The organism is Oryzisolibacter propanilivorax, from assembly GCF_900103645.1.
Taxonomy (GTDB): domain Bacteria; phylum Pseudomonadota; class Gammaproteobacteria; order Burkholderiales; family Burkholderiaceae_C; genus Melaminivora; species Melaminivora propanilivorax.
The window spans coordinates 49,263-68,509 of sequence record NZ_FNHP01000008.1 but is presented as its reverse complement, the minus strand read 5'-3'; the positions used below and the strand labels follow the sequence as shown (position 1 = coordinate 68,509).

21 protein-coding genes are annotated in these 19,247 nt (G+C 69.3%); 12 read left to right on the top strand and 9 right to left on the bottom strand.

What is annotated here, in order from left to right; genetic code table 11:
• Window positions 1-135 precede the first annotated feature (135 nt).
• A complete protein-coding gene (locus BLQ61_RS13175; RefSeq protein WP_281218505.1) occupies window positions 136-1,098 on the top strand; it encodes a DMT family transporter in 963 nt (320 codons plus the stop codon).
• On the opposite strand, the gene rraA is transcribed toward BLQ61_RS13175, so the two are convergent.
• Entirely contained in the window at window positions 1,079-1,585 is a 507-nt protein-coding gene (gene rraA, locus BLQ61_RS13170) for a ribonuclease E activity regulator RraA (RefSeq protein WP_091571116.1), read from the bottom strand. The genes BLQ61_RS13175 and rraA overlap by 20 nt on opposite strands.
• 221 nt (window positions 1,586-1,806) lie before the next feature.
• Here rraA and BLQ61_RS13165 point away from each other — a divergent pair, with 221 nt between their 5' ends.
• The 6 genes from BLQ61_RS13165 to hemP all read left to right on the top strand — a co-directional run bounded on the left by BLQ61_RS13165 (window position 1,807) and on the right by hemP (window position 4,915).
• The gene (locus BLQ61_RS13165; RefSeq protein ID WP_091571114.1) at window positions 1,807-2,094 is read left to right on the top strand and encodes an SWIB/MDM2 domain-containing protein; all 288 of its coding nucleotides are present in this window, start codon (window positions 1,807-1,809) and stop codon (window positions 2,092-2,094) included.
• A gap of 186 nt (window positions 2,095-2,280) precedes the next feature.
• Window positions 2,281-2,556: a (2Fe-2S)-binding protein gene (locus BLQ61_RS13160; protein WP_091571112.1), complete on the top strand. Its 276-nt coding sequence runs from the start codon at window positions 2,281-2,283 to the stop codon at window positions 2,554-2,556.
• Window positions 2,557-2,672: 116 nt separating this feature from the next.
• Complete coding sequence (locus tag BLQ61_RS13155) at window positions 2,673-3,419, top strand: energy transducer TonB (RefSeq protein ID WP_091571109.1); 747 nt, start codon at window positions 2,673-2,675, stop codon at window positions 3,417-3,419.
• Window positions 3,420-3,469: 50 nt separating this feature from the next.
• A complete protein-coding gene (locus BLQ61_RS13150; RefSeq protein ID WP_091571107.1) occupies window positions 3,470-4,189 on the top strand; it encodes a MotA/TolQ/ExbB proton channel family protein in 720 nt (239 codons plus the stop codon).
• A gap of 4 nt (window positions 4,190-4,193) precedes the next feature.
• Window positions 4,194-4,604, top strand: a complete 411-nt coding sequence (locus tag BLQ61_RS13145; protein WP_091571104.1) for an ExbD/TolR family protein — start codon at window positions 4,194-4,196, stop codon at window positions 4,602-4,604.
• A gap of 113 nt (window positions 4,605-4,717) precedes the next feature.
• A complete protein-coding gene (hemP, locus tag BLQ61_RS13140; RefSeq protein ID WP_091571353.1) occupies window positions 4,718-4,915 on the top strand; it encodes a hemin uptake protein HemP in 198 nt (65 codons plus the stop codon).
• Between the two features lie 223 nt (window positions 4,916-5,138).
• On the opposite strand, the gene BLQ61_RS13135 is transcribed toward hemP, so the two are convergent.
• Entirely contained in the window at window positions 5,139-5,546 is a 408-nt protein-coding gene (locus BLQ61_RS13135; RefSeq protein WP_091571102.1) for a GlcG/HbpS family heme-binding protein, read from the bottom strand.
• A gap of 239 nt (window positions 5,547-5,785) precedes the next feature.
• Here BLQ61_RS13135 and BLQ61_RS13130 point away from each other — a divergent pair, with 239 nt between their 5' ends.
• Together BLQ61_RS13130 and BLQ61_RS13125 are read left to right on the top strand one after the other, a co-directional pair.
• A complete protein-coding gene (locus BLQ61_RS13130; protein ID WP_091571099.1) occupies window positions 5,786-6,481 on the top strand; it encodes a Bax inhibitor-1/YccA family protein in 696 nt (231 codons plus the stop codon).
• 190 nt (window positions 6,482-6,671) lie between these two features.
• Window positions 6,672-7,037, top strand: coding sequence for a hypothetical protein (locus BLQ61_RS13125; protein WP_091571096.1), 366 nt, complete (start codon window positions 6,672-6,674; stop codon window positions 7,035-7,037).
• A 103-nt stretch (window positions 7,038-7,140) separates the two neighbouring features.
• Here BLQ61_RS13125 and rlmD read toward each other — a convergent pair whose 3' ends face one another.
• From rlmD to BLQ61_RS13095, 6 genes are all read right to left on the bottom strand, one after another.
• Entirely contained in the window at window positions 7,141-8,637 is a 1,497-nt protein-coding gene (gene rlmD, locus BLQ61_RS13120; protein WP_091571094.1) for a 23S rRNA (uracil(1939)-C(5))-methyltransferase RlmD, read from the bottom strand.
• A gap of 40 nt (window positions 8,638-8,677) precedes the next feature.
• On the bottom strand, window positions 8,678-9,199 hold the full coding sequence (locus BLQ61_RS13115; protein ID WP_091571351.1) for a RidA family protein: 522 nt from the start codon (window positions 9,197-9,199) through the stop codon (window positions 8,678-8,680).
• Between the two features lie 139 nt (window positions 9,200-9,338).
• Window positions 9,339-9,893: a c-type cytochrome gene (locus BLQ61_RS13110; protein ID WP_245704058.1), complete on the bottom strand. Its 555-nt coding sequence runs from the start codon at window positions 9,891-9,893 to the stop codon at window positions 9,339-9,341.
• Window positions 9,894-9,945: 52 nt separating this feature from the next.
• Window positions 9,946-11,553 carry a flavin monoamine oxidase family protein gene (locus BLQ61_RS13105; protein ID WP_217629405.1) on the bottom strand — a complete coding sequence of 536 codons (1,608 nt, stop codon included), beginning with the start codon at window positions 11,551-11,553 and terminating at the stop codon, window positions 9,946-9,948.
• A 350-nt stretch (window positions 11,554-11,903) separates the two neighbouring features.
• Window positions 11,904-12,239 (bottom strand): hypothetical protein, encoded by a 336-nt coding sequence (locus BLQ61_RS13100; protein ID WP_091571091.1) that lies wholly within the window; start codon window positions 12,237-12,239, stop codon window positions 11,904-11,906.
• Between the two features lie 66 nt (window positions 12,240-12,305).
• Window positions 12,306-12,785, bottom strand: coding sequence for an Lrp/AsnC ligand binding domain-containing protein (locus tag BLQ61_RS13095; protein WP_091571088.1), 480 nt, complete (start codon window positions 12,783-12,785; stop codon window positions 12,306-12,308).
• Between the two features lie 70 nt (window positions 12,786-12,855).
• Between BLQ61_RS13095 and putA the strand changes: the two genes are divergently transcribed.
• Window positions 12,856-16,683, top strand: a complete 3,828-nt coding sequence (gene putA / locus BLQ61_RS13090) for a trifunctional transcriptional regulator/proline dehydrogenase/L-glutamate gamma-semialdehyde dehydrogenase (RefSeq protein ID WP_091571085.1) — start codon at window positions 12,856-12,858, stop codon at window positions 16,681-16,683.
• A gap of 25 nt (window positions 16,684-16,708) precedes the next feature.
• Here the strand turns inward: putA and BLQ61_RS13085 are convergent, their stop codons facing one another.
• Window positions 16,709-17,692, bottom strand: coding sequence for a LysR family transcriptional regulator (locus tag BLQ61_RS13085; protein WP_342672242.1), 984 nt, complete (start codon window positions 17,690-17,692; stop codon window positions 16,709-16,711).
• 131 nt (window positions 17,693-17,823) lie between these two features.
• Here BLQ61_RS13085 and BLQ61_RS13080 point away from each other — a divergent pair, with 131 nt between their 5' ends.
• Window positions 17,824-18,234 (top strand): RidA family protein, encoded by a 411-nt coding sequence (locus tag BLQ61_RS13080; RefSeq protein WP_091571082.1) that lies wholly within the window; start codon window positions 17,824-17,826, stop codon window positions 18,232-18,234.
• 187 nt (window positions 18,235-18,421) lie between these two features.
• Complete coding sequence (gene dsrO / locus BLQ61_RS13075) at window positions 18,422-19,219, top strand: sulfate reduction electron transfer complex DsrMKJOP subunit DsrO (RefSeq protein WP_091571080.1); 798 nt, start codon at window positions 18,422-18,424, stop codon at window positions 19,217-19,219.
• The last annotated feature ends 28 nt before the right edge of the window (window positions 19,220-19,247 follow it).

The window sequence follows — 19,247 nt, the reverse complement described above, 5'->3', positions numbered from 1 at the left end:
GCGTTGCAGCAATGTGCTATTTCGCAGTATGGAAAATACAAGGCATCATGCGGAAACGCACGGGCAGTGCCAGCGCAGCCGGTGCCGGGGTCGTGCCATGCGGCATCATGCGCACCCGCCGTTTGTCGTTCATCCATCGCCGTGCCGCCACCCTGCCGCCCCCTTGCCTACCTGTGCCTGGCCTTGAGCATGTCGCTGGTGGGCAGCTACGTTGCGCTGTCCAAACCACTGGCGGCGGTGTTTCCGGTGTTCCTGCTGACCTGGCTGCGCTTTGGCATGGGCAGCCTGGCCATGCTGCACTGGCTGCGCCGTCCAGCCGCCGAACCACGCCTGACGCGGCAGACACGCGGCCTGCTGTTCCTGCAGGCGCTGCTGGGCAACTTTCTGTTCACCGTGTGCATGATCTATGGCGTGAGCCTGACCAGCGCCAGCACCGCCGGAGTCGTCATGGCGTCGATTCCGGCCTGCGTGGCACTGATGAGCTGGCTGTTTCTGCGTGAGCAGGTCGCGCCGCGCACCTGGCTGGCAGTGGCCTGCGCCGTGGCCGGCATCGCCCTGTTCGCGCTATCCGCGTCGCCCGCTGGCGCAACCGCCACCAGTGCCGCCAGTACCCCGCATGCCGCCTGGCTGGGCTGGGCACTGCTGCTGGCCGCGTCGGCCTGCGAAGGCGCGTATTCCGTCATCGGCAAGAAACTCACCGGCAGCCTGGCGCCGCGGCGCATCACCGCGCTCATCAACCTGTGGGGACTGGCGCTGGCCACGCCAGCCGGCCTGTGGTGGGCGCTGCGCTTCGACTTTTCCGGCGTGACCGGCGGCATGTGGCTGCTGTTGCTGTTCTACGCCCTGGCGGCCTGCATGTGGAGCGTATGGCTGTGGATGACCGGGCTGCAGGCGGTCCCGGCGGCGCAGGCCGGCGTGTTCACGGTGCTGCTGCCGGTCGGCGCGGCCCTGGTCGGCGTGCTGGTGCTGGGCGAGCGCTTCACCGCCGTGCAGCTGCTGGCCTTCGGCATCGCGCTGGCGAGCGTGGTGCTAGCGACGCTGCCGGCACGCTCCGGCTCACGCCCTGCCCCCACGACACTCAAAGCGGACGATCGCTGACCACGATGCCGTCGGCATCGGCATACAGCCAGTCGCCCGGCCGCACCCAGACGCCCTGGACCTGCACCGCCACGCCGCTCTGGCCCTCGCCGCGCTTTTCCGTGGGCAAGGGCACCAACCCCAGCGCCCGTATGCCAACCTGCGCCGCCGCCAGCTCGGCCACGTCGCGCACGCAGCCGTTGACGACGATACCGGCCCAGCCATTGCGCGCGGCGCTGGCCGCAAGGTTGCCGCCGACCAGCGCGCGGCGCAGCGACGCACCGCCGTCCACCACCAGCACCCGGCCGTGGCCGGCGGCTTCCACTGCGGCCTTGACCAGCGAGTTGTCCTCGAAGCAGCGCACGGTGCGCACTTCGCCCGCGAACGCGGCCAGGCCGCCATAGCTGTGCATGACCGGCGGCAGCACCCGGAAGGCGCCGCTGTCGTCCGCCTTGTGCACGTCGCACAGGTCACAGGTGGAAGGAAACGAAGCGAAATCGGCAGTCATGGATGCGGGCCTTGTGCAACGGGTTGAGGGAGCGCGGCGCGCGCCCTATGCTTGGGACACGCGCGCCGCGCATTGTCACGCGCACCGAGGACACGGCGCCCCTGGCGCAAAAAAGCGTCACCTTCCTTGGAAAGCCGTTTTTTTCCCAGTAGCATCGCCGCTACCAGTGGAGCACCAGGCGTTCGCTGGTGACATTTCCACCACCACAAGGACGATTTGACATGGCAACTGCCAAGAACGCCCCCGAGGCCGCCAAGAAGCGCACCCCCAACGCCGCCTTCATGAAGCCGCTGACCCCCAGCCCGGCGCTGGCCGCCGTGGTCGGCAGCACCCCGCTGCCGCGCACCGAGATCATCAGCAAGCTGTGGATCTACATCAAGGAGCACAACCTGCAGGACCCGGCCAACAAGCGCATGATCAACGCCGACGCCAAGCTCAAGGAAGTCTTCGGCAAGCCCCAGGTCTCGATGTTCGAGATGGCCGGCCTGATCGGCAAGCACGTCAAGTAAGCCCGCGCGGCATTGACCCATCACCGACGCACCGCGTCGGTTTTTTTTGCCTGGACGCCAGGAAACATGGGGGGATTTCACCGCAGCAGCGACAGGGACATGGCAAAAAAACTGGCAAATGCGACGGATTCTTATTTATACTCGCCTCACTTTCCCAACAAGCCAGCCACGCCGGCCTACCCCGCCATGATCGTCTGCGTCTGCCACCGTATCTCCGACCGTGAAATCGCACGCCACGCGCGCGCCGGGATGAGCTTCGACGAGATCCAGTTCGAGTTGGGCGTTGCCACCCAGTGCGGTTGCTGCGAGGCCTCGGCCCGCGATGTCGTGGCGCAATGCTGCGGCTCGCAGCCGGTCGCGGCGCTGCGCAACGACACCGCGCCGCAGCACAGCCAGCTTGCCCACCTCCTTCAGGAAGGCAACGCATGCTGCAAATCTTCGTCCCCCTCGCTGGCAGTTTGATCATCGTGCTGTGCTCGGTCTGGTGGATCGTGCGCAAATGAGGGCTCTCGCTCCTTCCATCTGACAAGCCCTTGCGGGCTGGCGCCGTCACCAGGGCCAGGCCGGGCCCTTTTTCCATGCTCCTGACTGATCGATATGGTGCGCCTGCTGGCCTGACGGGACGCCACGTTGCGATTGCTGGTTCGGTACTGGCGCTGCACGCTGCCGGGCTGTGGGCCCTGCAATCGGGCCTGGCCCGTGTCACGCCGCCGCAGATGGTGCTGCCGGTGCAGGTGATCAGCGAAATGCTGGTCGCCCAGCCGCCAGCGCCCCCTGCACCGCCGCCACCGGCGCCGCCGCCTAAGCCCGCACCCACGCCGCCACCGCCCAAGCCCGCGCCGCCCAAGCCTGCCCCCAAGCCGCGACCGGCCCGGGCGCCGGTGCCGCTGGCCATCCCCGACCCGACCCCAGCGCCCAACGCGCCGTTGGGCGTGACCGAGCCGCAGCCGCCCGCCCCACCGGCGCCGGCTCCTGCCCCTATCGCGCCGCCGGCCCCGCCGGCGCCCCCAGCCCCGCCCGCGCCACCGGCGCCGCCGGCAGTCATCCAGCCGTCCAGCAACGCCAGCCACCTGAACAATCCGGCCCCACCCTACCCGGCGGTCAGCCGGCGCCTAGGCGAGCAGGGCGTGGTGCTGCTCAACGTGCTGATCGGCACTGACGGCCTGCCGCAGAAAGTCGAGCTGAAGAAGTCCAGCGGCTTCGACCGGCTGGACCGCCAGGCCCTGGAAACCGTGCAGCGCTGGCGCTTCGTGCCCGGCACGCGCGGCGGCGTACCCGAGGCCATGTGGTTCGTGCAGCCCATCAATTTCGTGCTCAAGCAGTAAGCCGGCACAGCCCATTCCCGGCCACGGCCGTTCCCAGGAGTTTTTTCCCCATGCAATCGCAATTCGGCATCGCCAACGTCTGGATCCAGGGCGACTTCGTCACGCGCGCCGTCGCCGTGCTGCTGCTGGCCATGTCCCTGGCCTCGTGGATCGTCATCATCCTCAAGGCGCTGGACATCGTGCGCTTTAAGCAGCTGGCGCGTCAGGCACGCGACTTCTGGCACAGCGAGGACTTCGCCGCCGGCCTGTCCAAGCTGGGCGGTGACGCCAGCAACCCGTTCCGCCACCTGGCCCTGGAAGGGCGCGAGGCCACGGCGCACCACCGCAACACCCAGACCCACCTGCACGACAGCCTGGACGTGAGCGACTGGATCACGCGCTGCCTGCGCAACTGCATTGACGAGTTCACCGCCCGGCTGCAGTCGGGCCTGGCGATCCTGGCCTCGGTGGGCTCCACGGCGCCGTTCATCGGCCTGTTCGGCACCGTCTGGGGTATCTACCACGCGCTGGTGGCCATCGGCACATCGGGCCAGTCGACCATCGACAAGGTGGCCGGCCCGATTGGCGAGGCGCTGATCATGACCGCCCTGGGCCTGGCGGTGGCCATCCCCGCGGTACTGGGCTACAACGCCCTGGTGCGCGGCAACAAGCACATCCTGAACGCCCTCAACAGCTTCGCCCACGACCTGCACGCCTACTTCGTGACCGGCGCCCGTGTCATCCTGCCAAGTGGCGACGGCGCTCGCGTGGTGACCATGAAGAAGGGTTGACGCCATGGCCTTCGGAACCCAGGACAGCGCCGACGAGGTGATGAACGAGATCAACATGACGCCGCTGGTGGACGTCATGCTGGTGCTGCTGATCATCTTCATCATCACCGTGCCAGTGATCAAGCACGCCGTGCCGGTGGACCTGCCGCGCGCCGCCAACCAGGAGGAGGTCATCAAGCCCGAGACCATCCGCCTGTCGGTGACCGCCGATGGCACCTACCATTGGAACGAGAGCACCATCACCGACGACGAGCTGGAGCCGCGCCTGCGCACCGAGGCCGCCAAGGACCCGCAGCCCGACCTGCACATCCGGGGCGACAAGGACGTGCGCTACGAGCGCGTGGCCCAGGCCATGGCAGCGGCGCAGCGCGCCGGCGTGCGCAAAATCGGCTTCGTGACCGATCCGGCACGCTGAGAACGTGTGAAAGAACCCAGTCACATACTTTTACCGGGTGGCCAAGCAAAAGGCTTGACGAATTATTGAGAATGGTTATCATTAACCGAACTTAACGCCAATCCTTGATCACCATGCAAGCCGCCCTGACCGCCCTGCCCCGCCAGCACATCGTGGCCAGCCCGCAAGGCGCCGCCCGTGACACGACCGACCGCGCCGCCGTGGACAGCACTGCGCTGCTGCAAGGCAACAAGGCGGTGACCATCGTGCACAACGGCTCCCTGTACCGCCTGCAGGCCACCAAGCTGGGCAAGCTGATACTGACCAAGTAAGGCGGCCGCCAGATCTCCTTCAACCGTGTTTCATCGTGGGGCGACTCGCGGGTCTTGCGACCCGACCAGTCGTTTTAGCCAGCCAACGGAAGTTCTTCTCTTTCGCGTAGCCACGCTTTTTTTCCCGACAGCCTTGCGATTGCCTCTCCAGCCGCCACGCGGCACCCATGAAAAAGCCGGCCTTTTCAGGCCGGCTTTTTTACATGGCGGCTACCGCCCTGGCTTACAGGCCGATGGCGGCGATGCCGGCGCGCGCCACCTGCGCGTCCTCGGTGGACTTGACGCCGCTCACGCCGACCGCGCCCAGGCAGTGGCCGTCCTTGAGGATCGGCACGCCGCCTTCGAGCATGCCGTCGATGGCCGGAGCCGACAGGAACGACGTGCGGCCGTTATTGATCATCTCCTCGTAGCCTTTGGTCTCGCGGCGGCCCAGGGCGGCGGTGCGCGCCTTGGCCTGGGCGATGTGCGCGGAGACGGCGGCGGCGCCGTCCAGGCGCTGCAGCCACAGCGGGTGGCCGCCCTCGTCGACGATGGCGACGGTCACGGCCCACTGGTGCTTCAGGGCCTCGGCCTCGGCGGCGGCGGCGATCTGCTTGAGGTCGGAAAGCTCGAGGGAGGAGACGGTTTTCATAAAAATACAGTTCAGGGAGTTTGGTTATGGAATTACGCGAGGCGCAAGCATAGCCATCCTGCCCGGCGGCACTGCACCTGCCACAGGACAAACATTGCTGACATGCAGGCGCGGGATGTGCCGCGCCCGGCAATCCGGGGGGCCATGCGCGGGTATTGCAAAAGCCGCGCAAAACCCTTACCTAAAATGGGCTGGACCGCTCTACACGCGGCCCTGAAAGCACTCCAGGAGAAACACACATGAACAACGGCATCACCCGTTTCGGCAGCGCCGCCAGCTACGGCCTGTCGCAGGAGCAGCGCCACCGCGTGCTGCGCAACACCTATTGGCTGCTGGCCCTGAGCCTGCTGCCCACCGTCGCCGGCGCCTGGCTGGGCGTGGCCACCGGCATCACCATGGCACTGCAGGGCGGCCTGGGGCTGATCGTCTTCCTGGGCGGCGCCTTCGGCTTCATGTTCGCCATCGAGAAGACCAAGAACTCGGCCGCCGGTGTGCCGGTGCTGCTGGGCTTTACCTTCTTCATGGGCTTGATGCTGTCGCGCCTGATCGGCGCCATCCTCGGCTTTTCCAATGGCGCCGAACTCATCATGACGGCCTTCGCCGGCACGGCGGGCGTGTTCTTCGTGATGGCCAGCCTGGCCACGGTCATCAAGCGCGACCTGTCGGGCATGGGCAAGTGGCTGTTCGTCGGCGCCATGGTGCTGATGGTCGGCGCCATCGTGAACGTCTTCGTCGGCTCCTCGGCCGGGATGATGGCGATTTCCGTGGCCGCCATCGGCATCTTCAGCGCCTTCATGCTGTATGACCTGAAGCGCATCCTGGACGGGGGCGAGACCAACTACATCAGCGCCACGCTGGCCTTGTACCTGGACCTGTTCAACGTCTTCCAGAGCCTGCTCGCCCTGTTGGGAATCATGGGCGGCGAGCGCGACTGAACCTGGCGCCCCTGCCCTGACCGGATGCCCTTGCATGCATCCGGCCCGCCCCACGCTCCAAGCCCTGCACCTCTCGGTGCAGGGCTTTTTGCTTGGCCCGGCTCAACTTTTCGCGCGCAGCAGCCGATAACCATCCATGCGTTCTCTGCACCCCCCGCCCCGCTCTTCCCTCGCCGCCGTCCGCACCAGAATGCGCCCGGCGCTGCTGGTGCTGCTGCTGGCGCTCGCCGGGTGCGAGATTCCCGGCCTGGGGCCGGACCCACGCGCACTGCAGCGCGAGGCCGAGGCCAAGGCCATCGGCGGCGCCTGCCGGCACGCGCTGCGTGGGCTGGAAGACTGCTTCACCCTGAACCCCAAGGCGGCCAAGGCGCAGGTTTTCGCCGGCTGGAAGGAGATGGACCAGTACATGCGCGAGAACAAGCTCGAGGGCACGCCCTCGGTGCTGACGCAGCTGGACAAGCCGGCCGAGGCGCCGGCCAAGGCTGCGCGCCGGCCCGCCAGGGACGAGGCGATCGACGACAGCCGCGAGCGCGACACGCGCAGCGGCCGCAGCTGAAGACCGGCACCGCCCGGCCCTGGGCGTGCCAGCCCTTGCCTATTACTATCAAAATAGTAGCTGCAGGCCCATATATTCAAAGGGCTTCAGCCTTTTTTGACCATTAATCTGCGCGTTCGAATACCGCCATGCTCTCGACGTGCGCGGTGTGCGGGAACATGTTGACCACGCCCGCCGCCGTGCAACGGTAGCCCGCCTGGTGCACCAGCAGCCCGGCGTCGCGCGCCAGGGTGGACGGGTTGCAGCTGACGTAGACGATGCGCGCCGGCGGCGTCCATCCCTCGTGGCCCGGGGGCAGAGGCCCCGCCCCTTCAGCGCCGATGCGCGCCTGGTGGATATCGGCCAGTGCCTTGGCCAGGGCGAAGGCGCCCTCGCGCGGCGGATCGACCAGCCACTTGTCGGCGCGGCCGTCGGCCATCAGCTGCGCGGGCGTCATCTCGAACAGATTGCGCGCCACGAATTCGGTTGCTGCCAGCGTCTGGCCCGCAGACCTTTGCGTCTGGTTCTTCGCATAGTTCTCGCGCGAGCGCGCGACCAGCGCCTCGCTGCCCTCGATGCCCAGCACCTCGCGCGCCTGTGTGGCCAGCGGCAGCGTGAAGTTGCCCAGGCCGCAGAACCAGTCGATCACGCGCTCGTTGCGGCCCACCTGCAGCAGCCGCAGCGCACGCGAGACCAGCACCCGGTTGATGTGCGGATTGACCTGCGTGAAGTCGGTCGGCCGGAACGGCATGGTGATGCCGAAGTCCGGCAGGTCGTAGGCCAGTGCCTCGCCACCCTGGCCATCCAGCAGGTGCACCGTGTCCGGCCCCTTGGGTTGCAGCCACCACTGCACGCCGTGCAGTGGGGCAAAGTCGCGCAGGCGCTGCACGTCTGCGGCCGACAGCGGCTCCAGGTGGCGCAGCACCAGCGCCGTGACGCGATCGCCACAGGCCAGCTCAATCTGCGGGCAGGTGTCGCGCGCGTCCATGGCGCCGATCAGCGCGCGCAGCGGCATGAGCAGCGCGTCGACGTGCGGTGGCAGGATCTTGCAGGTTTCCATGTCCGCGATGTAGCGGCTCTTGCGCTCATGGAAGCCGACCAGCACCGTGCCCTTCTTGGCGACGTACCGCACCGACAGGCGCGCGCGCCAGCGGTAGCCCCAGGCCGGGCCCTCGATGGGGCGCAGGATGCTCTCGGGACGCACCTTGCCCAGGTGCCACAGGTTGTCCTCCAGCACGCGCTGCTTGACGGCCACCTGGGCCACAGCGTCCAGGTGCTGCATCTTGCAGCCGCCGCAGGCGCCGGCGTGCAGGCCGAAGTGCGGGCAGCGCGGGCGCACGCGCAGGCTGGATTCGCGGTGGATCTCGGTGAGTGCCGCCTGCTCCCAATTGTTCTTGCGCCGTCCGGGCGTGGCGCTGACCAGCTCGCCGGGCAGCGCGCCGTCGATGAAGACCACCTTGCCGTCGGCGCGGCGCGCGACGCCCTGGGCGTCCAGGTCCATCGAGGTGACTTCGAGCCAGCCGGCGGGCAGCGGCGGCGTGTCGGACAGCGGGGTGGGATCGGGTGCCGCAGCGGCAGTGGAAATGGGGGTTTGGAGGGTGTTGTCGAGGGGGGCGCTCATAGCCCGATTGTCTCAGAGCGGGTTTTCCCGCAGGGCCGCATCAGCGCGGCGCGGCGCCGGCCGGCGGGCGCACCGCCGTGACCTCGATCTCCACCAGCCAGCCGGGATTGGCCAGCGCCGCCACCTGGAACACCGAGCGCACCGGCAGGCGCGGCTGGGCGGCGGTGCCGAAGTGCTGGGTATAGCCCTGCATGAAGCCGGCGAAATCCATCGCACCCCGCTTCGGATCGGCGACCAGGAAGACCTGCATCTTCACGATGTCGCCCATGTTCAGGCCGAGCGTGCGCAGCCGCTCCTCAATGCCGCGCAGCACGCCCAGCGTCTGGGTGCGCGTGTCGCCATAGGCCAGCGGGTCGCTGGCCGGGCGCGCCGCATCGACCACCGGCGGCACCTGGCCGGACAGGTAGACCGTGGTGGCGCCCGGCGGCACCTCGACGGCGGCGGCGATGGGGAAGTCCGAGCCGGGCGTGCGGTGGCGCACGACGTCGATGCTGGCGGGCGGCGCTGCGCAGCCGGCGAGCGCGGACAGCGCCGCGGCCGCGGCCAGGGCGCGCAGGGACATGGGGAAGCAGGAATGGTGGAAGGTCATGGCGTGCAGCAGTGGTGAGTGTTGAAGAAGGGGCGAGCGCCCGCGTGCCCCAGGCGTGGCGGACACAGGACGGCTGCGCGGGCGCACGGCGGTCATGTGGCGCAGTGCGCGTTCACTGCCGCTGCTTCTTCACCGCCTCCGGCGTGACGGCGTCCTGGTACTGGTTGCCGAAGTGCGTGCGGATGTAGTTCACCACGTCGGCCACCTGCTGATCGTCCAGCCGCTTGCCGAACGGCGGCATGCCGTGCAGGCCGTTGAGCACCACGTACACCGGGTAAGCGCCCGCGGCCAGGCGGGTGTTGCCCGCCAGCGCCGGGTAGAAGCCGGCGCCCTTGGCGCCTTCGCCTTGGGGCATGTGGCAGCCCTGGCAGATGGACTGGTACAGCTGCTGGCCGCCCTGCTCGACGAAGCGCTCGCCATCCGGCGAAAAGCGCGGGTTGAAGCCCGCCGGCTTGGCGGCATCCGGAGAGTCGCGATGGGTCATGGTGCGCTGCCCGGGGTGCTGCGGCGCGGGCAGCGGCGAGACATTGGCGACGGGCTTGGCCGGGGGCAGCGGCGAGACGTTGGCGGGAACGGTGGCGGGCTGTTGCGCAACGGCGGGGCCGGCGCTGCAGGCCAGGGCCAGCGCGGCGACGGCAGCGCCGCGCCAGGGGGTGGTATGGGTCATGGTCAGGCTCCTCGGAAGGTGGATCGGGCGCACAGGTGCAAGAGACGGCAGCTCAGGCCGCGGCCTGGGCGTGCTCGTGCAGGCGCTTGACGGCGTCCAGCGCCGACAGCACGGCGCCTTCCTGCCAGGCCGGGATGTAGGAGGCGTGCTCGCCCGCCAGCACGATGCGCCCGTCCACCGCGCACAGGTTTTTGTAATGCTGCTTGCGCGACTCGTCGGACCAGATGCCAAAGCAGCCGTTGATCCACGGGATGCGGTGCCAGCCCACCGACACGCCGTTTTGGAACTCCTGCCTGTACTGCGGGTGCAGCTGCGCGCCGAACTCCACCGCCGCGCGGACCCGGTCTTCAGGCTTCATGGCGGTGAATTCGAAGGCATGCGTGTTGTCGAACGCATATCCGCCCAGCAGCACCGCCGGGCCGGTGGTGTTGTAGTTGTTCGACGGGTACGAGATCTGCTCGATCGGCAGGTCGGTGTAGCTGATGCCGCCGAAGATGCGCTCGTCTTCTTCCCAGAAGCGGCGCTTGAACTGCAGCCCGACCTTGAACGACGCGCCGTAGGGCACGGCGGCAATCGCGGCCTTCATCGGGTCGCCCACCTGGATGTCGATCTGGCTCAGGATGGACAGCGGGATGGTGCACACGCACCAGTCGGCCTTGACCTGCTGCACGGCGCCGCCGTCCCCGCCCTGGTTCGCGTCCACCCAGCTCACCGTCACCCCCTGGGGCGACTGCTCGATCCTGGTGACCTTGCGGTGGTAGTGGACCAGCGAGCCCACCTGGCGCTCGAAGCCCTTGGCGATCATGTCCATGCCGCCCACCGGCTCGAAGATCGCCGTCTGGAACTCGTACAGCTGGCCGATGTTGATCTGCGACCACAGGCGCGAGCGCAGCAGGTCCTGCAGCGCGATCGGCTTGGACGGCTTGGCCAGCGGCATCAGCCCGCCGGCCGGGTCGCTGTCGTAGCCGCGGTACTCGCTGGCCGCGTGGCCCTCGCGGTAGCGGTACTGCGCGTCCAGCCCGCCCCAGGCCTTCAGGTCCTCCATCAGCAGCGCCAGGTCGTCCTGGGTGACGGCCTGGTCCAGCGCGTGGCTGTTGGCCGCCTTGGCCAGCAGCTCGGCCACGTAGCCGCGCGTGTCCGACTGGACGTGCCGAAAGCGCTGCGGCTTGCCGCCGAACGCCCTGGTCGAATGCACCAGGGCGTTGAAGTTCACCTGCATGAACGGTTCCAGCTGCACGCCGAAGCGCTTGCAGTAGTCCAGCAGCGCGTAGTGGTGGTAGGGCACGCGCCACGGCCCGGGGTTGATGTACAGGCCCTTGTCGAACTCGCAGGTTTGGCGCGTGCCGTCCAGCTCGGTGAACGAGTCGCCGCCGCGCAGTGACCAGCTGCGCCCGCCCGCGCGACCCTGGTACTCCAGGATCTGCACGTCGTAGCCGGCGGCGCGCAGTTCGTAGGCGGCGGTCATGCCGGCCAGGCCCGCGCCCAGGATGACGACCTTGCCGCCGCGCTTGGCGCGGCCCAGTTCCAGAGGTCCGCGGTAGCTCGATTCCTGCGCATGGCCGAGCGAGGCCATCGCCTGGTACATCAGACCGCCTCCAGCGGTCTTGCCGATCATCGACAACAGATGGCGGCGGCTGATTTCGGGGGGTTGTAGCGGCATGGTGTCTCCTGTGGTGCGGCGCGTGCCGGCAGGAGTGCCGGCCCGTGCCTGGGCCCGAGGAATCGCTTTGGCCATCCAGCGGTGCGATACCGGAGGCGGTCAAGGCGAAGAGAGAAACCATTGTTGAAAGAGCTGGCAACCTGTAAGCGCACGCCAAGGCGCGTCATGCCTGTAGGACAAGGCCTCACATACCGCCGAAGTCAGCGCGGGCAACAGCCGCCACTGCGGGGCCAGTCACCCGCTTTCTCGGAACGTGTTGACGCTCTCAGGCGCTACCGGCCAGATGGGATGCGCACTGCAGCAGCTTCAACGCTGCGGGCACTGGCGTCGGCGTGTGATACGCGATCGACTCAGCCGCGGTCCGCGACGGGTGCGCGGCGTGCGGTCACCGCCGGCACCACGGGCGGAAAAGCACCCTGGGCCGTCACCCCCACAGGCAGCCGGTTGAACTGCAGTACACAGGCATCGCTGTCCAGCGTGAACACCAGCGTGCCCCCGGGCACCACGCGGGGCACGGTCTCGTGCAGCTGGAACGACAGATCCACCGGCGGCGTCTGCGCCTGGTAGACGACCTGCCGGCGCGCGTCGTAGAGGATGTAGCACGCCGCCTGCGCGGCCTGCGCACCCAGCAGGGACAGCAGCAGCGCGACGGCGGCGCTGCGGGCGAAGGGATGGCGGGTGGTCATGGCGTCTCGCAGCAAAGCCGAGGGATGGCTGATTATGCTGGCCCGGCGCGGCTGGCCTGCAGGCGCTCAGCCCAAGTGCAGTTGGTGCGAGTGCTTGACCTCTTCCATCACCGCGTAGGTGCGCGTCTCGCGCACGCCCGGCAGCTGCCACAGCACTTCGCCGGCGAACTGGCGGTAGGCCGCCATGTCGGCGGTGCGAGTCTTGAGCAGGTAGTCGAAGCCGCCCGCGACCATGTGGCATTCCATGATCTCGGGGTGTACCTGCACCGCTGCCTTGAACTGCTCGAACACATTGGGCGTGGTGCGGTCCAGCAGCACCTCGACGAAGACCAGCATGCCCGCGCCCAGCTTCAGGGGGTTCAGCCGCGCCTCGTAGCCGAGGATGAAGCCATCCCGCACCAGCCGCTGCACGCGCGCCAGCACTGCCGTCGGCGACAGCGCCACCGCCTCGGCCAGCTTCAGGTTGGACAGCCGCCCGTCGGCCTGCAGGATCTTCAGGATGCGCAGGTCCACACGGTCCAGACCTTCGGCGATGTCGGCTTTCATGTACGGATTATTCGGTTGCTTGGCACGATTTTGGTGATTCATTCGAGCGGCCTTTGCCGATGATCCGGCCATGGACACCCACGCCGCCCCCGCCCACGACCCGCACGCCTGCGCTGCGGCCGCGCAGCCCGCGTTCTTTCCGCGCCCGCCGGATACCGACCCGCTGCGCCGCGCCATCACTGCCGCCTGCCGCCCGCCTGAACCCGCAGCGCTGGCGCCGCTGCTGGCCGCCGCGCGCCTGCCGCCCGCCCTGCAGCAGGCGGTGCAGGAGCGCGCCCTGGCACTGGGGCGCGGCCTGCGCGAGCGCGAGCAGGACGGCGGCCGCGCCGGGCTGGTGCAGGCCCTGTTGCAGCAGTTCGCCCTGTCCTCGCACGAGGGCGTGGCGCTGATGTGCCTGGCCGAAGCCCTCTTGCGCATCCCCGACGCCGCCACGCGCGACGCGCTGATCCGCGACAAGGTCGGCAGCGGCGACTGGGCCGCGCACTTGGGGCGCAGCCCGTCGCTGTTCGTCAACGCCGCCACCTGGGGGCTGCTGCTGACCGGGCGGCTGGTGGCCACGCACAGCGAATCAGGGCTGAAGGACACACTGCGCCGCCTCACCGCACGCGGCGGCGAGCCGTTGATCCGCAAAGGCGTTGATGTGGCCATGCGCCTGATGGGCGAGCAGTTCGTCACCGGCCAGACCATCGCCGAGGCGCTGGCGCGCGCGCAGAAGCTGGAGGCGCGCGGCTTTCGCCATTCCTACGACATGCTGGGCGAGGCCGCGCTGACCGCCGATGACGCGGCGCGCTACCAGCAGGCCTACGTGGACGCCATCCACGCCATCGGCCGCGCCAGCGCCGGGCGCGGCGTGTACGACGGCCCGGGCATCTCCATCAAGCTCAGCGCGCTGCACCCGCGCTACCAGATGGCGCAGTGGCGGCGTGTGATGGACGAGCTGTACCCGCGCCTGCTGAGCCTGGCGCAACTGGCGCGCCAGTACGGCATCGGCCTGAACATCGACGCCGAGGAAGCCGACCGGCTGGAGCTGTCGCTGGACCTGCTCAAGCGCCTGTGCGCCGAGCCATCGCTGGCCGGTTTCGACGGCATCGGCTTCGTGGTGCAGGCCTACCAGAAGCGCTGCCCGGCCGTGCTCGACTGGCTTGTCGCCCTGGCGCGGCGCAGCGGTCACCGGCTGATGGTGCGGCTGGTCAAGGGCGCGTACTGGGACAGCGAGATCAAGCGCGCGCAGGTGGAAGGCCTTGCGGACTACCCGGTCTACACCCGCAAGGCACACACCGACGTGGCCTACCTGGCCTGCGCGCAGAAGCTGCTGGCTGCGCCGGATGCCATCTATCCGCAGTTCGCCACGCACAACGCGCAGACCCTGGCCAGCGTCAGGGAAATGGCCGGCCCGCAGCGCTGGCAGCCCGGCCAGTACGAGTTCCAGTGCCTGCACGGCATGGGCGAGCCGCTGTACGAGCAGGTCGTGCCCCAGCGCCCGTGCCGCATCTACGCCCCGGTGGGCACGCACGAGACGCTGCTGGCCTACCTGGTGCGCCGGCTGCTGGAGAACGGCGCCAACACCTCGTTCGTGAACCGCGTGGCCGACGCCGGCCTGCCGCTGGAAGCGCTGGTGGAGGACCCCGTGGCCGCCGTCGATGCACAGGCGGCGCAGGACGGCGGCGTGGCCGGCCTGCCGCACCCGCGCATCCCGCTGCCGCGTGCGCTGTACGGCGCGGTGCGCGCCAACGCGCGCGGCTGGGACCTGGCGTCGCCGCCGGTGCTGCGCGCGCTGGAGCAGGCGCTGGGCGAAAGCCGCAGACGGGCTGTCGAAGCCGCGCCGCTGGTGGCGCAAGCTCCAGATTCGATTCATGAGCCAAATCGGCCTCTGGCCCATATGGATCACAGGCCTCCAGCTATTGAAACAATAGCGAAAAGCCCCGTGCAGGTGCGCAATCCGGCGGACCATGCCGACTGCGTCGGCCAAGTGCGCGAAGCGGAGGCCGCCGACGTGGACGCCGCCCTGGCCGCCGCCGTTGGCGCGCAGCCCCTGTGGGCCGCGACGCCCGCCACCGAACGCGCCGCGCTGCTGCGCACTGCCGCCGACCGGCTGGAGGCCGAGGCGTTGCATTTCCTGCCCCTGCTGGTGCGCGAGGCCGGCAAGACCGCCGCCAACGCCGTGGCCGAGCTGCGCGAGGCAGTGGACTTCCTGCGTTACTACGCCGCGCAGGTCGAGGCCCAGTTCGACAACGCCGGCTACCTGCCGCTGGGCCCGGTGGCCTGCATCAGCCCCTGGAACTTCCCGCTGGCCATCTTTGTGGGCCAGGTGGCAGCGGCGCTGGCCGCGGGCAACGTGGTGCTGGCCAAGCCGGCCGAGCAGACGCCGCTCGTCGCCCACGAGGCCGTGCGCCTGCTGCACGCCGCCGGCATCCCGCGCGGCGCGCTGCAGCTGCTGCCCGGCGCGGGCGACACCGTCGGCACGCAGCTGGTGGCGGACGCGCGCGTGCAGGGCGTGCTGTTCACCGGCTCGACCGAGGTCGCGCGGCTGCTGCAGCGCACGCTGGCGCAGCGCCTGGGCGCCCACGGCCAGCCGGTGCCGCTGGTGGCCGAGACCGGCGGGCAGAACGCGCTGATCGTCGATTCCTCCGCCCTGCCCGAGCAGGTGGTGGCCGACGTGCTGGCCTCGGCCTTCGACAGCGCTGGCCAGCGCTGCTCGGCGCTGCGCGTGCTGTGCCTGCAGCAGGACGGCGCCGAGCGCACGCTGGCCATGCTGCGCGGCGCGCTGGCCGAGCTGCGCGTGGGCGACCCGGCGCGGCTGGCGACCGATGTCGGGCCGGTCATCGACGCCGAGGCGCAGGGCGCCATCCAGGATTACATCGCGCGCCGCCGCGCTACAGGACGGCGCGTGCTGCAGGGCGCTCTGCCGGCCGATACAGAACGCGGCACCTTCGTGCCGCCCACGCTGATTGAGCTGGACCGCGTGGCCGAACTGGGCCGCGAGGTTTTCGGGCCGGTGCTGCACGTCGTGCGCTACGCGCAGGACGCGCTGCCCACGCTGCTGGCGCAGATCAACGCCACCGGCTACGGCCTGACTCAAGGGCTGCACACGCGCATTGACGAGACCGTGGCGCGCGTGGCGGCCAGCGCATGTGCCGGTAACCTGTATGTGAACCGCAACTTGGTGGGCGCCGTGGTCGGCGTGCAGCCCTTCGGCGGCGAGGGCTTGTCGGGCACCGGCCCGAAGGCCGGCGGGCCGCTCTATCTGCTGCGCCTGCTGGCGGCGTACCCGCCCGGCGCCGCGCGCGCGGCCATCGGCCACACGGCGGCGCAGCCGGTGCAGGACGGCGCCCAGGCCGACCTGCTGGCGCCGCTGCGAGCGCTGCAGGTCTGGCTGGGTACGCACGGCGAGCCGGCGCTGGCGCAGAGCTGCGCGGCACTGGCCGCGGCGTCGTGCGCTGGCCTGTCGGCGCGGCTGCCCGGCCCGACCGGCGAGCGCAACGACTACCACCTGCCGCCGCGCGCCGCCGTGCCCTGCCTGGCCGAGCCCGCCAGCGACGCGGCGCGCCTGCGGTTGCTGGCCAGCGTGCTGGCCGTGGGCGCCAGCGCTCTGTGGCCGGCCGACGCCGGCGCCGCCGCGTTGCGGGCGGCGCTGCCGGCCGCCGTGCAGGCGCGCATCACCTTGGTGCAGGACTGGCGCGGCGCGGACATCGGCGCCGTGCTGCTGGACGGCGACGACGCCCACACCGCCGCTACGCTGCAGGCCCTGGCCGAGCGGCCCGGCGCGCTGGTCGGCCTGGCGCGTGTGCGCGGCCTGGACGATGCCCTGGCGGCCCTGCCCCGGCTGGTGCTGGAGCGCGCGCTGAGCGTCAACACCGCCGCCGCCGGCGGCAACGCCAGCCTGATGACGCTGGCCTGAGGGTTGTACGGCATGTTGGCGAATTTCATGGTGGAAACCGCCTCCAGCCCTTGAATACCAAGGGCTGACAGCTATTCCTTCGATAGCGCCAACGGCTGCGGTGCCAGCGCGGCGCGCGCCAGCACCCGCGCCACCCAGTCGATGAACACCTGCACCCGCGCGCCGGGGTGGCGGTTCGCCGGGTAGGCGGCATACAGCGACATGGCGGGCTGGCGCCAGTCCGCGAGGACCGGCACCAGCGCGCCCCGCGCCAGCGTATCTCCGCCGCCAGGAAATGCGGCAACCAGACCAGGCCCAGCCCGGCCACGCCGGCGGCCAGGCTGGCGCAGGCATCGTCCAGCACCAGCCGGTGCGGCAGGCGCACGGCCACGCGCTCACCCGCGCGCTCCAGCACCGGCAGCAGCGGCGCACCGCCGGGCGCCCAGGCCAGCGCGACCATGGCGTGGCCGCTGTCGGCCAGGGCGGCGGGGTGTTCCGGCAGGCCCACGCGCGCCAGATAGGCCGGTGCGGCGAAAACGCCCAGCGGCAGCTCGCCCACGCGCCGCGCCACCAGCGCCGGGTTGGCTATGGCGCCGCCGCGCACCACGCAGTCGACGCCGGCGGCCAACAGATCGACCGCGCGGTCGCTCACACCCATCTCGATGTGCAGCGCCGGGAAGGCGTCGAGCAGTTCGGGCAGCGCCGGCACCAGCACGTGCCGCGCCAGCGGCCCGGGCACGTCCACGCGCAGCCGCCCGGCCGGCTGCACGGCCGCGCCGGCGATGGCCGCATCGGCGGCGTGCAGGTCGGCCAGCAGGCGCACCACGCGCTCGTAGTACGCCTGCCCCTCGGGCGTGACCTGCACGCGGCGCGTGGTGCGGTGCAGCAGGCGCCCGCGCAGGCGCGCCTCCAGCTGCTGCACCAACTGCGACACGCTGGCACGGCCCAGGTGCAGGGTCTGCGCGGCGCGCGTGAAGCTGCCGGTTTCGACCACGCGCGCAAAGGCCTGCAGGGCATCGAAACGGTCCATGCCACCTCCACAAGGCAAAGCGCCGGATTGTCCTCCGAGCGCGAACACTGTTGCGCGCGATGGCGCATTGATGCCGGTGCCGAAGCTTCCTACAGTCGGTTTTCTCTTGATATATTGAAAGTCCGACCTCCATGCCCCAGCAACGCGATGCGGTATTTCCCGCCGGCCCCCAGACGCTGTACGAGCGCAACCATTATTCACCTGCCATTCGCGCCCATGGCCTGCTGTTCGTCTCTGGCCAGGTTGGCAGCCGCAAGGATGGATCGCCCGAGCCGCATGTACCCACGCAGGTACGCTTGGCATTCGCGCATTTGAATGCGGTATTGCATGCCGCCGGTTGCACCTTCCAGGATGTGATCGACGTAACGGTGTTCGTCGTCGATCCGCAGCAGCACCTGCAGGCGGTATGGGACGTGGTGCTGCAGCACTGGGGCGAGGCGCCCTACCCGGCGCTGACCGGCGTCGGCGCGACCTGGCTGTCGGGTTTCCATTTTGAAATCAAGGTGATTGCGAAAATCCCCGAAACCGCCGCCAATCGATAATCTCAGGGAAATCCATTCGAGATTTCTGGCGCCTTAATATTGCGTTAATGCTTGGATATTAATATGGAAGGTTTTCATTATAGAATGCATCCTGAATATCCAAGTCCGCGCTTGATTGTCGTCAATAAATAATCCGAGCAAATCACCATAATCGGGGTCACGCATTGAATAAAGAGTGAATACCCCGATGCCCGACCATATCTCTGCCCCACGCCCTGAGACGCCCCTTTCCGCCCCGGCCACCAAGCGCACCTTCCTGCAGGAACTGGTCGGCCTGGCCACCGCCTTCGGCCTCACCGCCGCCGCCGGCCCGGCCGCTGCCGTCAGCCTGCCCGGCACCACCCAGCCGCCGCGCCGCCCCGGCATGAAAGGCAAGCGCTTTGGCATGCTGGTGGACATCCGCAAGTGCATCGGCTGCCAGGCGTGCACGGTGAGCTGCTCAGTGGAGAACCAGCCGCCCATCGGCCAGTTCCGCACCACGGTGCTGCAGTACGAGATCGACAAGCCCGACGGCTCCATGCCCGCCATGGTCAGCCTGCCGCGCCTGTGCAACCACTGCGAGGAGCCGCCTTGCGTGCCGGTGTGCCCGGTGCAGGCCACGTTCCAGCGCACCGACGGCATCGTGCTGGTGGACAACGAGCGCTGCGTGGGCTGCGGCTACTGCGTGCAGGCCTGCCCGTACGACGCGCGCTTCATCAACCACGAGACGCAGACCGCCGACAAGTGCACCTTCTGCGAGCACCGGCTGGAGGTCGGCCTGCTGCCGGCCTGCGTGGAGAGCTGCGTCGGCGGCGCGCGCGTCATCGGCGACCTGAACGACCCAAACAGCGAAATCAACCGCCGCATGGCCGCGCACAAGGAAGGCACCAAGGTGCTGAAACCTGGCATGAAGACCGAGCCGCGCGTGTTCTACATCGGCCTGCCCGACGAGTTCGTCAACGGTGTCGACGGCCAGGCCAGCGTGCGCCTGGTGGCCGAGCACTGACCGAGCGCAGCACAAGACAAGAGAGGAC

Coding starts and splice junctions, on each gene's coding strand:
- BLQ61_RS13110 (WP_245704058.1), bottom strand. CDS start 9,893: ATGACCCATACCACCCCCTGGCGCGGCGCTGCCGTCGCCGCGCTGGCC.
- BLQ61_RS13135 (WP_091571102.1), bottom strand. CDS start 5,546: ATGAAAACCGTCTCCTCCCTCGAGCTTTCCGACCTCAAGCAGATCGCC.
- BLQ61_RS13100 (WP_091571091.1), bottom strand. CDS start 12,239: ATGACCACCCGCCATCCCTTCGCCCGCAGCGCCGCCGTCGCGCTGCTG.
- rraA (WP_091571116.1), bottom strand. CDS start 1,585: ATGACTGCCGATTTCGCTTCGTTTCCTTCCACCTGTGACCTGTGCGAC.
- rlmD (WP_091571094.1), bottom strand. CDS start 8,637: ATGAGCGCCCCCCTCGACAACACCCTCCAAACCCCCATTTCCACTGCC.
- BLQ61_RS13115 (WP_091571351.1), bottom strand. CDS start 9,199: ATGTCCCTGCGCGCCCTGGCCGCGGCCGCGGCGCTGTCCGCGCTCGCC.
- BLQ61_RS13155 (WP_091571109.1), top strand. CDS start 2,673: ATGCTCCTGACTGATCGATATGGTGCGCCTGCTGGCCTGACGGGACGC.
- BLQ61_RS13130 (WP_091571099.1), top strand. CDS start 5,786: ATGAACAACGGCATCACCCGTTTCGGCAGCGCCGCCAGCTACGGCCTG.
- putA (WP_091571085.1), top strand. CDS start 12,856: ATGGACACCCACGCCGCCCCCGCCCACGACCCGCACGCCTGCGCTGCG.
- BLQ61_RS13080 (WP_091571082.1), top strand. CDS start 17,824: ATGCCCCAGCAACGCGATGCGGTATTTCCCGCCGGCCCCCAGACGCTG.
- hemP (WP_091571353.1), top strand. CDS start 4,718: ATGCAAGCCGCCCTGACCGCCCTGCCCCGCCAGCACATCGTGGCCAGC.
- dsrO (WP_091571080.1), top strand. CDS start 18,422: ATGCCCGACCATATCTCTGCCCCACGCCCTGAGACGCCCCTTTCCGCC.
- BLQ61_RS13085 (WP_342672242.1), bottom strand. CDS start 17,692: ATGGACCGTTTCGATGCCCTGCAGGCCTTTGCGCGCGTGGTCGAAACC.
- BLQ61_RS13125 (WP_091571096.1), top strand. CDS start 6,672: ATGCGCCCGGCGCTGCTGGTGCTGCTGCTGGCGCTCGCCGGGTGCGAG.
- BLQ61_RS13150 (WP_091571107.1), top strand. CDS start 3,470: ATGCAATCGCAATTCGGCATCGCCAACGTCTGGATCCAGGGCGACTTC.
- BLQ61_RS13160 (WP_091571112.1), top strand. CDS start 2,281: ATGATCGTCTGCGTCTGCCACCGTATCTCCGACCGTGAAATCGCACGC.
- BLQ61_RS13105 (WP_217629405.1), bottom strand. CDS start 11,553: ATGCCGCTACAACCCCCCGAAATCAGCCGCCGCCATCTGTTGTCGATG.
- BLQ61_RS13095 (WP_091571088.1), bottom strand. CDS start 12,785: ATGAAAGCCGACATCGCCGAAGGTCTGGACCGTGTGGACCTGCGCATC.
- BLQ61_RS13165 (WP_091571114.1), top strand. CDS start 1,807: ATGGCAACTGCCAAGAACGCCCCCGAGGCCGCCAAGAAGCGCACCCCC.
- BLQ61_RS13145 (WP_091571104.1), top strand. CDS start 4,194: ATGGCCTTCGGAACCCAGGACAGCGCCGACGAGGTGATGAACGAGATC.